Source organism: Streptomyces sp. CA189, from assembly GCF_056428985.1.
Genome location: NZ_JBWJVM010000007.1, coordinates 22,061 through 35,034, shown reverse-complemented (window position 1 = coordinate 35,034; position 12,974 = coordinate 22,061). Strand labels below are relative to the sequence as shown.

The window sequence follows — 12,974 nt, the reverse complement described above, 5'->3', positions numbered from 1 at the left end:
GGCACGCCGGGGCGCCGGGGCTCGAACCCGAGTGGCCGTGTGGCAGACCGCCAAGTGGCGGTGTGCACTGCGCCGTTCCGCTGACCGGTGGGCGCGCCGGTCCGTGTCGCGGCTGCGGGGTCTTCAGGATGGCCCGCGGAGCCCGGTCTTATATCCGGACTTCGCAGATCTGATCCATCCGGTGTGCGCGAGGAGCGGTAGATGAGTTCTGAGAAGAAGGCCCGAAACTACCTGGGGCCGATGCCCCGACGGGCCGCCTGGCTGACGGGAGGCACGCTCGCCTCGGTGGCGCTGGTGCTGGCCGGCCTGGCGTCCCCGGCGGTGGGGCTGGCCTCGACGCCGGTGAGTGCGGACAAGTGCAAGTCGGGGCACCACAGGCCGGACGCGAAGGCCCAGGAGGCGGCGGTCGAGGCCGGGCAGGTCGTACACGGCGACGACAAGTGCAAGGTGGGCCCGACGGGTCCGCGCGGTCCCAAGGGCCACACCGGTGCGACGGGTCCGCGGGGTCCGCAAGGTGTGACGGGTCCGCGGGGTGTGACCGGTCCGCAAGGTGTGACCGGTCCTCAGGGCCTGACCGGTCCTCAGGGCCTGACCGGTCCACAAGGTGTCACCGGTCCGCAGGGTGTCACCGGTCCGCAGGGTGTCACCGGTCCCACCGGACCCTCCCTGTGCGTGGACATCGACTCCGTCCGGGACAACGCCGACCGCGAGTTCAAGGCGGTGCTCCCGGGGGACGGCAATGCGTACGCCGGCATCCGTGAACTCACCATGGGCGGCGCCGGGGTAGGGCCCTGGACCTGGTACGACCTGACCCTCAACCCCATGGGCAGGTATCCGGCCGACGCCTGCGGAATCTCCATCGGCCACCAGAACAACCGGCTGGTGATCGAGACGGTGACGAGTGCGGGCGTCATCTGGGAGACCTTCTGCACCGTCAATCCCGGACCCAACACCCTCACGTGTAACGGCGTGTGGCGCCCGGATGTCCCCCAGCCCGACTCCAACGACCCGGACCTCCGAGCCCGGTCCGCGGGGGCGCCGATCAGCCCGATCGATGCCAACCACCTTCCCAAGGCCCTGAAGTAGGGCCGGGAGGGTGCCCGGAGTTCACTCCGGCTTGGTCTCCGGACCTCCGAAGTCCGGGCTGGTGAAGTCCGGAGACGTGTAACCGGGCCGGGGCCCCTCCGCAGGGGCCCCCGGACTGGTGAAATCGGGCCGGGTGTATCCCAGGTTGGGGATGCGCCCGGCTCCCGGCTTTCGGGGGGCCGGAAAGCCGGCCCCCGCGCTGGGATCGGCCAGCGCGTCCCGGAGGAAGGGCATGATGCCCCGCTCCAGCAGGGCGTTGCGCCAGGCTTCCCGGGCCCGCGCCACCTCGTCGGGTACCGCCTCGGTTTCGTCCGCCGCCACCTCGGTGGAACTGTTGCGGAGGGCCGTCACGAGCAGCCCGACCACGGCGAAGAGCAGTGCGGCGGCGGTGAGCCCGCCGAAGAGCCAGCCCGTCGTCAGCATCGTGTCGGCGAAGGCGGGTTCGGGTTCGATCATCTTCAGGATGTAGCCCACCAGCAGGAAGATCAGCATGGCGGTGCCGGCCAGGACCGGCGCGAGGACCGCGACCACGGCGCTGACGCCCGCGCCACCGCCCGCGCCCTGCCCGTCGCCCTCCTCCCCCGTCGTTCCGGGGGTGGACAGGATCTCGTCCTGCCGCTGCTTGCGGACCTTCACGTAGTGGTCGTACTCGGCCGCGGCCGCGGCCGTCAGCAGCGAGGTGGCCCCCATGGCCATGGTGCGCAGCTGTTCGGCGTTCAGCCGTTCGCCGAGGGCGGCGAGCTCGGGCCTGGCGTTCGCCGTGCGCAGCGCCTCGTCGAGGAGCCGATCGAACTCCGGTCGGTCTTCGGTGAGCAGGTGCGGAGCGCTGGTCATGTGCATCCCCCGATGCTCCGTAGGGACCGGTATGCCCGCGTAGAACGGGGCGCCGGCACAAACGGAGGAGAGCCTGCTACGGATAGAGCGATGGTAGAGCGCCCACGCCGTACGTCGACAGGGGCTTTCCGGAAATACCCAGCTCCAGGAAGCCTCAGTCGTTCAGCGGGAGTTGCACGACGAGTAGTTTGCCCGCCATCGTCACGCCGCCGTCCATCGCGATGGCCAGGCCTTCCGCGTAGACGTGTGGGCCCACGACGGCCTCCGGACCGTGCGCACCGTCCCCGTCCTCGGTGCCCACCTCGCCCAGCAGGTACGGGATCGGGCTGTGGCCGTGCACGACGCGACTGCCGCCGTAGGTGCCGATGAGCTCGCGGACGGCCTGGGGGCCGGTCTCCTCGTCGCGGAAGGCGAAGCGCTTGGTGAACTTGCGGAACAGGTCCCAGGTGATGTCGGCGTCGTTGCGGTTGAGCAGCTCGTGGATGGTGTCGTTGACGTCCTCAACCGAGTCGCCGTAGTCGAGGTAGGCGGTGGTGTCGGAGTGGAGGAGCAGGTGGTCGTCCACCAGGACCGCCGCGTCCAGCCGGGACATCCACTGGAGGTGGACGTCCTGCAGCCGGTCCATGTCGGTGCGCTGGCCGCCGTTGAGGAGCCAGGCGGCCTGGAAGGTGGCGGTGCCGGCGCCGGAGACGACGGGGGTGTCCCCGAACCGCTTGGCGCCGATGAGCAGCAGCTCGTGGTTGCCCATGAGGGCCTTGCAGTAGCCGCCGGCGGCGGCGGCTTCGGCGGAGAGCCGCATGACGAGGTCGATGACCCCGATGCCGTCGGGGCCGCGGTCGGTGAAGTCGCCGAGGAACCAGAGCCGGGCGTTGCCGGCGGACCAGTTGCGGTCGGCGTCGATGAGCCCCTGGAACTGCAGTTCGGCGACGAGTTCGTCGATGTAGCCGTGGACGTCGCCGACGACGTAGAGCGGGCCGGGCCCCTCGCTCGGGGTCTCCTGGGGGACGTACTGGACCTGGACGGTGTCGCCGGGTCCGCCGAGGGCGCCGCGCCCGATGACGGGGAGGTCGCGCTGCGTCGGGGTGTACCCGTCGGGGTCGCCGTCCTCGGAGACGTGGCCCATCGGGCGGCTGGGCTCGCCGAGGGCGGTGGTGGCACCGTACGGGGCTTCGTGGCCGTACCCGTGCTGAGCGGGGACGGGAGCCGGGCCCGCGTCGTAGTACGCGGGGTACTCGCCGTAGACGGGGGCGTCCGCCCCGAGCCCGACGGAGCCGCCCGATCCGGCTGCTGCGGTCCCCGCGGGAACGGTATGCGAGGCGGGTGCGGCGACCGGCAACCGGAAGTCCCGCTCGGTGTCCGTCCGCACCGCGGGTCCCTGACCGGCCCCCTGAGTCATCGACCCCTCCACCACCGTCGCGCTGCCGTACACCTGCGGACCTTGCCCCCTCCGGGGCGGAGGATCCGTGATGTCGTGCGCCCATCATAGGAATGCAGCTCGCGCTCTGTGACGCACCAGGGGTGGTGAATCCTGGTCGGCACTGACCCTTCCTGCCGGTTTCTCCCGATATCGGTGTTGTCGAGTTCCTCGGCGGGGCCGGTGGCCCCGCCGTTGGGCCGACATGGTGGTCAGTCCTGTGCCGGGGATCGGGGCGGGCTGACGGTCGTACGGGGCTGCCTGCGCTGGGACGAGGTACGGATGATCAGCTCGGTCGGGATGACCTGTTCGACGGGTCCGCCCGTGTCGACGCCCTCGATGGCGTCGATGAGCAGCTGGACGACGGCGGTGCCGATGCGGCGCGGTTTGAGGGACAGGGTGGTGATGGGCGGTTCGGTGTTGGCGTACACGGTGGATTCGCTACAGCACACGAGCAGCAGATCCTCGGGAACGCGCAGGCCGTAGCGTCGGGCGGCGGCGAGCAGGTCGGTGCCGTTGGGGTCGAACAGGCCGTAGACGGCGTCGGGCCGGTCGGGCCGGGCGAGCAGTCGGTCGGCGGCGACGGCGCCGGCGCACGGATCGTGGGCGGGGTAGGACTCGTAGACGGGATCCTGGCCCACGCGCTCGCACCAGCGCAGGTAGGCCGTGGTGGAGAGCCGGGTGTAGGTGTCGGTGGTGGTGCCCGTCAGGAGCCCGATACGGCGGGCTCCTGCGGCGGCGAGGTGGTCGAGGAGGCCCAGTACGGCGGCCTCGTGGTCGTTGTCGACCCAGGCGGTGACGGGGAGTGAGCCGGCCGGGCGTCCGTCGGAGACGACGGGCAGACCCTGGCGGACCAGTTCGGTGACGACGGGATCGTGGTCGGAGGGGTCGATGACGACGGTGCCGTCGAGGGCCACGTTGGACCAGACGTCGTGTCGTGAGGTGGCGGGGAGGATGACGAGGGCGTAGCCGCGAGCGAGCGCGGCGGAGGTGGCCGCCCTGGCCATCTCGGCGAAGTACGCGAATTCGGTGAAGGTGAAAGGTTCATCCCCGTACGTCGTCACGGTCAGGCCGATGAGGCCCGACTTGCCGGTACGGAGGGTGCGGGCCGCCGCGGAAGGGCGGTAGCCCAATCGGTCTGCGACCTCGCGAACGTGGCGGCGGGTGGCGTCCGGCAGCCGTCCCTTGCCATTGAGGGCGTCGGAGACGGTCGTGATCGAGACGCCCGCCGCGGCGGCCACGTCCCTGATGCCGGCCCGGCCTTGTCGGCCGGCGGCCCGCCGGGTGGTCTCGGTCCGGCTCACCTGATGCTTCCCTGCTGCTGTCATGGCGAGCCGATAGTAGGGCGCAGTGGGCAGAGCGGTCCGGATGCATATGCACGCGTTGACAGGCACGATTCTGCACGGTTCGCCACCCCCAATGACCTTGGAAATGAAGGCGTTTGGTTGCGCAGAGTGTCTGGTGCCCTTGTCGACGGGACCGTGCATGCCAAAACGGTGCGCTCTCGGGCTCTGCTCAACTCACCTGTACGAGGGACGCGCGCCACGGCGCAGGCCACCGGCGCACGCATATATGCGTGCGCTCTCCCGCATTCCTGGCGCCTGCCGTTCTCGGATGGACGGAATCCTCATAAGGTGAGGAGTATTGAGTCGACGGCGACGTCGTACGGGACGGTCGAGGAGGACCTGCGGTGAGCGAGAAGAGCCCGAAGCTGCGCGCCGAGCTGGACGGCATCCCCACCTACAAGCCCGGAAAGCCCGCGGCAGCGGGCGGCCCGGTCGCTTTCAAGCTGTCCTCGAACGAGAACCCGTACCCGCCCCTGCCTGGGGTGCTGGAGAGCGCGGTCGCGGCGGCCGGTCACTTCAACCGGTACCCGGACATGGCGTGCACGGGCCTGGTGAACGAGCTCGCGGACCGGTTCGGGGTCCCGGTCGAGCACATCGCCACCGGCACCGGCTCGGTCGGGGTCGCCCAGTCGCTGATCCAGTCGACGGCGGGTCCGGGCGACGAGGTCATCTACGCCTGGCGGTCTTTCGAGGCTTATCCGATCATCGTTCAGATCTCGGGTGCGACCTCGGTTCAGGTCCCGCTGGCCGAGGGGGACGTGCACGACCTGGACGCCATGTTCGAGGCGATCACCGAGCGGACCCGTCTGATCTTCGTCTGCAACCCCAACAACCCCACCGGCACCGCCGTGCGCCGTGCCGAGCTGGAGCGGTTCCTGGACCGGGTGCCCTCCGACGTCCTCGTCGTCCTCGACGAGGCGTACAAGGAGTTCGTCCGCGACGTCGAGGTTCCGGACGGCATCGAGCTCTACCGCAGCCGCCCCAACGTCGCCGTGCTGCGTACGTTCTCCAAGGCGTACGGCCTCGCCGGCCTGCGCGTCGGCTTCGCGGTGGCGCACGAGCCGGTGGCCGCGGCGCTGCGCAAGACCGCGGTGCCCTTCGGCGTCAGCCAGCTCGCCCAGGACGCGGCGGTCGCCTCGCTGCGGGCCGAGGACGAGCTGATGGGCCGGGTCGGGTCGCTGGTGGGCGAGCGCGCCCGGGTTTACGGGACGCTGCTGGCCCAGGGCTGGAAGGTGGTGCCCGAGACGCAGGCCAACTTCGTGTGGATGCGGCTCGGGGAGCGCACCGCCGACTTCGCGGCGGCCTGCGAGAAGGCCGGCGTGGTGGTCCGGCCCTTCGCGGGCGAGGGCCTGCGGGTCACGATCGGTGAGCCCGAGGCGAACGACCTCTTCCTGCACACGGCGGAGGCGTTCTTCAAGGAGCTCTAGGGCTCCGGGGAGCCGGTCGGGCCGGTTCCGGTCAGGCCAGTTCCACGCGGATGGGGTCGCCGTCGCGGACGGTGGCCAGCAGGCGGGGGTCGCCGTCGAACGAGCCGAGGACGTTGCACGGGCTCGCCAGGCGGCTCTCGCCCCCGCGGGAGATCGGGGTGGGGCCGTAGGGCAGCGCGAGCGCGTCGCCCTCGGTCCAGAACGCGACCGTGCCGGGCTCGACGACCTGCTGGGCGTCGTGCTCCAAGGCGACGGAGACGCCGGTGTCGAAGTACACCTCCTCGCCCCAGGTGTTGGCGGAGGCGGAAATGGGGAGCGCGTCGGCGAGGGCCTTGGCGGTCGGGGTCTCGTCGAGCGTTGCGGTGAGCTGGCCGGCGGGCCAGAGGAATCGAATCTTCATGGTTCGCATTCAACAATCTGTTGAATTTATTCGCTAGGGGGACCCCCCTGAAAGATGCCGACAGCGGTACGACATAATGCTTGTGAATGTGAACGCGTTCACAAGCGTGTCCTGCTTGCTCCCGGATTGAGTGGGATACAAGAGGCAAACTGCGGCTGTGACCACGGCGAAACGAAGGAGACGACGACGTGGACCTAGCTTTGGCGCCAGAGACCCTGGCGCGATGGCAGTTCGGTATTACCACCGTCTATCACTTCCTCTTCGTTCCCTTGACGATCTCGCTGGCCGCGCTCGTCGCGATCTTGCAGACCGCCTGGGTGCGTTCGGAAAAGGAGAAGTACCTCAAGGCCACCAAGTTCTGGGGCAAGCTCTTCCTGATCAACATCGCGATGGGTGTGGTCACGGGCATCGTGCAGGAGTTCCAGTTCGGCATGAACTGGTCCGACTACTCGCGGTTCGTCGGTGACATCTTCGGAGCCCCGCTGGCCTTCGAGGCACTCATCGCCTTCTTCTTCGAGTCCACCTTCATCGGCCTGTGGATCTTCGGCTGGGACAAGCTGCCGAAGAAGATCCACCTGGCCTGCATCTGGATGGTCTCGATCGGCACCATCCTGTCCGCGTACTTCATCCTCGCGGCGAACTCCTGGATGCAGCACCCGGTCGGCTACCGGATGAACCCCGAGCGGGGCCGTGCCGAGCTCACCGACTTCTGGCTGGTGCTCACGCAGAACACCGCGCTGACCCAGTTCTTCCACACCATGACGGCGGCCTTCCTGGTCGGCGGCGCGTTCATGGTCGGCATCGCGGCCTTCCACCTCGCCCGCAAGAAGCACATCCCGGTCATGCGCACCTCGCTGCGACTCGGCCTGGTCGTCATGATCATCGCCGGTCTGGGGACCGCCCTCAGCGGAGACCTGCTCGGCAAGGTGATGTTCAAGCAGCAGCCGATGAAGATGGCCGCCGCCGAGGCGCTCTGGGACGGCGAGGCGCCGGCCCCCTTCTCCCTCTTCGCCTACGGCGACGTGGAAAAGGGCCACAACACGGTCGCCATAGAGATCCCGGGCCTGCTGTCCTTCCTGGCCAACGACGACTTCACCTCGTTCGTCCCGGGCATCAACGACGTCAACAAGGCCGAGCAGGAGAAGTTCGGGCCCGGTGACTACCGGCCCAACATCCCCGTCGCCTACTGGGGCTTCCGCTGGATGATCGGCTTCGGCATGGCCTCGCTCGGGGTCGGCATGCTGGGGCTCTGGCTGACCCGCAAGAAGTTCATGCTGCCGCCGGGGCTGCGTACCGGTGAGGAAGAGGTCCCGCACCTGGTCCTCTTCAAGAAGGCGCTGAGCCCGAAGTTCACCAACTGGTACTGGATCATCGCGCTCTGGACCATGGGCTTCCCGCTGATCGCCAACTCCTGGGGCTGGATCTTCACCGAGATGGGCCGCCAGCCCTGGGTGGTCTACGGGGTCCTGCGCACCAGGGACGCGGTCTCGCCGAACGTCTCCCAGGGTGAGGTGCTCACCTCGATGATCGGCTTCACGCTGCTCTACGCCGTGCTCGCCGTGATCGAGGTCAAGCTCCTCGTGAAGTACGTGAAGGCCGGCCCGCCCGAGCTCACCGAGGCCGACCTCAACCCGCCCACCAAGATCGGCGGGGACGACAAGAACCCCGACCGGCCGATGGCCTTCTCGTACTGAGGCTGAGGAGACCACACCATGCAACTCCACGACGTCTGGTTCGTGCTCATCGCCGTTCTGTGGATCGGCTACTTCTTCCTGGAGGGCTTCGACTTCGGAGTCGGGGTCCTGACCAAGCTGCTGGCCCGCGACCGTACGGAGAAGCGGGTCCTGATCAACACGATCGGGCCCGTGTGGGACGGCAACGAGGTCTGGCTGCTCACGGCCGGCGGCGCGACCTTCGCCGCCTTCCCCGAGTGGTACGCCACCCTCTTCTCCGGTTTCTACCTGCCGCTCCTGATCATCCTGATGTGCCTCATCATCCGCGGGGTCGCCTTCGAGTACCGGCACAAGCGGCCCGAGGACAAGTGGCAGACCAACTGGGAACACGCGATCTTCTGGACCTCGCTGATCCCCGCGTTCCTGTGGGGTGTGGCCTTCGCCAACATCGTGCGCGGAGTGAAGATCGACCAGGACATGGAGTACGTCGGAACCTTCTTCGACCTGCTCAACGTGTACTCGATCCTCGGCGGCCTGGTCACCCTGACCCTGTTCACCTTCCACGGCGCGGTGTTCACCTCGCTCAAGACGGTCGGTGACATCCGGGACCGCTCGCGCAAGCTGGCCACGCGGCTCGGGGTGGTGACCGCCGTCCTGGCGCTCACCTTCCTGATCTGGACCCAGGTCTCGCGCGGCGACGGCTGGAGCCTGATCGCCATGACCGTGGCGGTACTCGCCCTGGTCGGGGCCCTCGGCTTCAACCTCGTGGGCCGGGAGGGCTGGTCCTTCGGCCTGTCAGGGGTCACCATCGCGGCGGCCGTGGCGATGCTCTTCCTGACGCTGTTCCCGAACGTCATGCCGTCCTCGCTGAACGACGCCTGGAACCTCACGGTCACCAACGCCTCGTCCAGCCCGTACACCCTGAAGATCATGACCTGGTGCGCGGCGGTGGCGACTCCGATCGTCCTGCTCTACCAGGCGTGGACGTACTGGGTGTTCCGCAAGCGCATCGGCACGCAGCACATCGTCGACGTGCACTGAGACGTGCACTGAGACGTGCACTGAGACGTGCACTGAGACGTGCACGAGACGTGCGCTGAGCCGGCTCCGTCGATTCCGTCCGCTCCGCTCCGCCCGATCCTGCCTGGGGGATGTTTCACGTGAAACCGATCGACCCGCGCCTGCTTCGGTACGCCCGGTCCACCCGACTCTTCCTGGGAGCGGTGGTGGCCCTCGGGCTCGCCGGGGCGGGGCTGGTCGTCGGCCAGGCCATGCTGATCGCCGAGATCGTGGTCGGAGCCTTCGAGGACGGACTGGACGGCGGAGCCCTGCGGACCCCCCTGCTGCTGCTCGCGGCGGTGGCGCTCGGCCGGGGCCTGGTCGCATGGCTGACGGAGCTGGCCGCGCACCGGGCGAGCGCGGCGGTCAAGTCGGAACTGCGGGGCCGGCTGCTGGAGCGGGCGGCGGACCTCGGACCCGGCTGGCTGAGCGGACAGCGGACGGGCTCCCTGGTGGCCCTGGCCACCCGGGGAGTCGACGCGCTCGACGACTACTTCTCGCGGTACCTGCCCCAGCTGGGGCTCGCGATCGTCGTCCCCGTGGCGGTGCTCGCGCGGATCGTCACCGAGGACTGGGTGTCGGCGGCCATCATCGTGGTCACGCTCCCGCTGATCCCCCTCTTCATGATCCTGATCGGCATGGCCACCCAGTCCCGGATGGACCGCCAGTGGCGGCTGCTGTCCCGGCTGTCGGGGCACTTCCTGGACGTGGTGGCCGGCCTGCCGACCCTCAAGGTCTTCGGCCGGGCGAAGGCGCAGGCGGAGTCCATCCGCAAGATCACCGATGACTACAGGCAGGCGACGATGCGCACGCTGCGCATCGCGTTCCTGTCCTCGTTCGCGCTCGAACTGCTGGCGACCCTGTCGGTGGCCCTGGTCGCCGTGACCATCGGGATGCGGCTCGTCCACGGTGAGCTGGACCTGTACACCGGCCTGGTCATCCTGGTCCTGGCGCCCGAGGCGTACCTGCCGCTGCGTCAGGTCGGGGCGCAGTACCACGCGGCGGCGGAGGGACTGGCCGCCGCGGAAGAGATCTTCGAAGTGCTGGAGACCCCGGTCGCCGCTTCGCGGGGGACGGCCGCCGCCGCGGTCTCGGGACTGCGGATCGAGCTCGACGGGGTGGCGGTCCGGTACGAGGGCCGGGGCGAGGACTCCCCCGGACCGGTCTCGCTGACTGTGGGACCGGGCGAATGCGTGGCCCTCACCGGGCCGAGCGGCGCGGGCAAGTCCACGGTGCTGCAGGTGCTGCTGGGCTTCGTGACGCCGAGCGCGGGCCGGGTCCGGGTCGGGGGCGTGGACCTGGCCGGGCTGGCGCCCGAGCAGTGGCGGGAGCGGATCGCGTGGGTGCCGCAGCGGCCGCACCTGTTCGCGGGGACGATCGCGGAGAACGTACGGCTCGCGCGGCCGGGCGCCGCCGATGCCGAGGTGACCGCCGCGCTGGTGGACGCCGGGGCACGGGAGTTCGTACGGGCCCTGCCGCGCGGGGCGGACACCCTCCTCGGCGAGGGCGGGGTCGGACTGTCCGCCGGGCAGCGCCAGCGCCTCGCGCTGGCGCGGGCGTTCCTGGCGGACCGGCCGGTGCTCCTGCTCGACGAGCCGACGGCGGCACTGGACGGCGAGACCGAGGCGGCCGTGGTGGAGGCGGTACGCCGCCTCGCGGTCGGCCGGACCGTCCTGCTGGTGGTGCACCGGCCGGCGCTGCTGGCGCTGGCCGACCGGGTCGTGCGGGTCGGGGCCGGCCCCGCCGGCCCCTCCCCCGCCGCGCCCCTCCCCGCCGCGCGGGCGGGACGGGCGGCGCCGGCAGCGCCGCGCGATCCCGGCGAGTGGATCCTCGGGGACGCTCCGGAGCGGGCGGGCGGTACGGGCGGCGGCGATGCCGGCGGCGGCGATCCGCTCAAGCGGGTGCGGGGGGTGGCCAAGGCCTGGCAGGGACGGTTCAGGCTCGGGCTGTTCCTCGGGGCGCTGGCCGTCGGGTGCAGCGTCGGGCTGATGGCCGTCTCCGGATGGCTGATCTCGCGCGCCTCCGAACAGCCGCCCGTGCTCTACCTGATGGTGGCCGTCACCGCCACGCGGGCCTTCGGCATGGGGCGGGCCGTCTTCCGCTACGCGGAGCGGCTCGTGTCCCACGACGCGGTCCTGCGGATGCTCGCCGACCTGCGCGTTTCGGTGTTCCAGCGGCTGGAGCGCATCGCGCCCGCCGGGCTGCGCACCCAGCGGCGCGGGGATCTGCTGACCCGGCTGGTGGCCGATGCCGACGCCCTGCAGGACTACTGGCTGCGCTGGCTGCTGCCCGTCGGCACCGCGCTGCTCGTGAGCACCGGCGCGGTGGCGTTCACCGCCTGGCTGCTGCCCGCGGCCGGGGCGGTGCTCGCCGTCGGGCTGCTGGCCGCCGGGGTCGGGGTCCCGCTCGTCAGCGCGGTCTGCGCCCGCCGGACGGAACGCCGGCTCGCGCCCGCCCGGGGAGAGCTCGCCACCCGTGTGGCGGATCTGCTCACCGGAACCGCGGAGCTCACCGTCGCCGGAGCGCTCGGCGGGCGCAAGGCCGCCGCGAAGGAGAGCGACCGCACGCTGACCGGGATCGCGGCCCGCGCGGCCGCCGTCACCGGGCTCGGGAGCGGGCTGTCGGCCTTCTTGAGCGGACTGACCGTGGTGTGCGCGGCCGCCGTCGGGGCCGATGCCGTCGCCGGGGGCCAGCTGTCCGGGGTGGCCATGGCCGTGGTCGTGCTGACCCCGCTGGCCGCCTTCGAGGCCGTCAGCGGCCTCCCGCAGGCCGTGCAGTACCGCCAGCGGGTCCGGCGCAGTGCCGAGCGGGTCTACGAGGTCATCGACACACCCGTCCCGGTCATCGAGCCGGAGCGGCCGGAATCCCTGCCCGCCTCGCCCTTCCCGCTGCGGCTGACCGGGCTCGCCGCCCGCCACCCCGGGCAGGAGAAGGACGCGCTGAGCGGGCTCGACCTGACCCTGGAGGCGGGCCGCCGCATCGCGGTCGTCGGACCCTCGGGAGCCGGCAAGACCACGCTGGCACAGGTCCTGCTGCGCTTCCTGGACCAGCACGAAGGCTCGTACACCCTGGGCGGGACCGACGCGCGGGCCCTCGACGGGGACGACGTGCGCCGGGTCGTCGGCCTGTGTGCGCAGGACGCGCACATCTTCGACAGCTCCGTACGGGAGAACCTGCGCCTGGCCGCCCCGGGGGCGAGCGAAGCCCGGCTGCGGGAGGCCCTCGCCGCGGCCCGGCTGCTGGAGTGGGCCGAGGGGCTCCCGGACGGGCTGGACACGCTGGTCGGCGAGCACGGCGAGCGGATCTCCGGGGGTCAGCGCCAGCGTCTGGCCCTGGCGCGGGCGTTGCTCGCGGACTTCCCGGTCCTCGTCCTTGACGAGCCGGCCGAGCACCTGGACCTGGCCACCGCCGACGCGCTGACCGCGGACCTGCTGGCCGCGACCGAGGGCCGCACCACCGTGCTCATCACGCACCGGCTGGCCGGTCTGGAAGAGGTCGACGAGGTGCTCGTCCTGGACGGCGGTGCGGTGGTCCAGCGCGGTGCGTACGCGCAGCTGGCGGCGGTCCCCGGTCCGCTGCGCCGGCTGCTGGAGCGGGAACGGGAGGCGGACGGTACGGGCAGCTCTGGGCAGGCTCGACTTTCCTCGCTAAAGGGGACTAACTAGGCTCAAGGGCATGTCAGCGCAGGAGTCCCAGGAATCGCCCGAGTACCCGCCGGAGTCCTCACCCGAATCG

Annotated in this window: 9 protein-coding genes; 5 read left to right on the top strand and 4 right to left on the bottom strand. The window is 70.6% G+C overall.

The features are described from left to right. Positions 1-201: 201 nt before the first annotated feature. On the top strand, positions 202-1,086 hold the full coding sequence (locus AC061S_RS07975; RefSeq protein ID WP_478685142.1) for a hypothetical protein: 885 nt from the start codon (positions 202-204) through the stop codon (positions 1,084-1,086). A 21-nt stretch (positions 1,087-1,107) separates the two neighbouring features. On the opposite strand, the gene AC061S_RS07970 is transcribed toward AC061S_RS07975, so the two are convergent. The 3 genes from AC061S_RS07970 to AC061S_RS07960 form a co-directional block, all read right to left on the bottom strand. Beyond that, positions 1,108-1,926 carry a hypothetical protein gene (locus tag AC061S_RS07970; RefSeq protein WP_478685141.1) on the bottom strand — a complete coding sequence of 273 codons (819 nt, stop codon included), beginning with the start codon at positions 1,924-1,926 and terminating at the stop codon, positions 1,108-1,110. Positions 1,927-2,074: 148 nt separating this feature from the next. Next, positions 2,075-3,331 (bottom strand): metallophosphoesterase, encoded by a 1,257-nt coding sequence (locus AC061S_RS07965; RefSeq protein ID WP_478685279.1) that lies wholly within the window; start codon positions 3,329-3,331, stop codon positions 2,075-2,077. Between the two features lie 215 nt (positions 3,332-3,546). Beyond that, positions 3,547-4,662 (bottom strand): LacI family DNA-binding transcriptional regulator, encoded by a 1,116-nt coding sequence (locus AC061S_RS07960; protein ID WP_214954921.1) that lies wholly within the window; start codon positions 4,660-4,662, stop codon positions 3,547-3,549. A 362-nt stretch (positions 4,663-5,024) separates the two neighbouring features. Here AC061S_RS07960 and hisC point away from each other — a divergent pair, with 362 nt between their 5' ends. After that, the gene (gene hisC, locus AC061S_RS07955; protein WP_478685140.1) at positions 5,025-6,107 is read left to right on the top strand and encodes a histidinol-phosphate transaminase; all 1,083 of its coding nucleotides are present in this window, start codon (positions 5,025-5,027) and stop codon (positions 6,105-6,107) included. 31 nt (positions 6,108-6,138) lie between these two features. Here the strand turns inward: hisC and AC061S_RS07950 are convergent, their stop codons facing one another. Further along, positions 6,139-6,507, bottom strand: coding sequence for a cyclophilin-like fold protein (locus AC061S_RS07950; protein WP_243331197.1), 369 nt, complete (start codon positions 6,505-6,507; stop codon positions 6,139-6,141). 188 nt (positions 6,508-6,695) lie between these two features. Here AC061S_RS07950 and AC061S_RS07945 point away from each other — a divergent pair, with 188 nt between their 5' ends. The 3 genes from AC061S_RS07945 to cydD all read left to right on the top strand — a co-directional run bounded on the left by AC061S_RS07945 (position 6,696) and on the right by cydD (position 12,904). Next, positions 6,696-8,201 (top strand): cytochrome ubiquinol oxidase subunit I, encoded by a 1,506-nt coding sequence (locus AC061S_RS07945; RefSeq protein ID WP_478685139.1) that lies wholly within the window; start codon positions 6,696-6,698, stop codon positions 8,199-8,201. A gap of 18 nt (positions 8,202-8,219) precedes the next feature. Then, positions 8,220-9,221 (top strand): cytochrome d ubiquinol oxidase subunit II, encoded by a 1,002-nt coding sequence (cydB, locus tag AC061S_RS07940; RefSeq protein ID WP_478685138.1) that lies wholly within the window; start codon positions 8,220-8,222, stop codon positions 9,219-9,221. A gap of 119 nt (positions 9,222-9,340) precedes the next feature. Next, positions 9,341-12,904, top strand: a complete 3,564-nt coding sequence (gene cydD / locus AC061S_RS07935) for a thiol reductant ABC exporter subunit CydD (protein ID WP_478685137.1) — start codon at positions 9,341-9,343, stop codon at positions 12,902-12,904. The last annotated feature ends 70 nt before the right edge of the window (positions 12,905-12,974 follow it).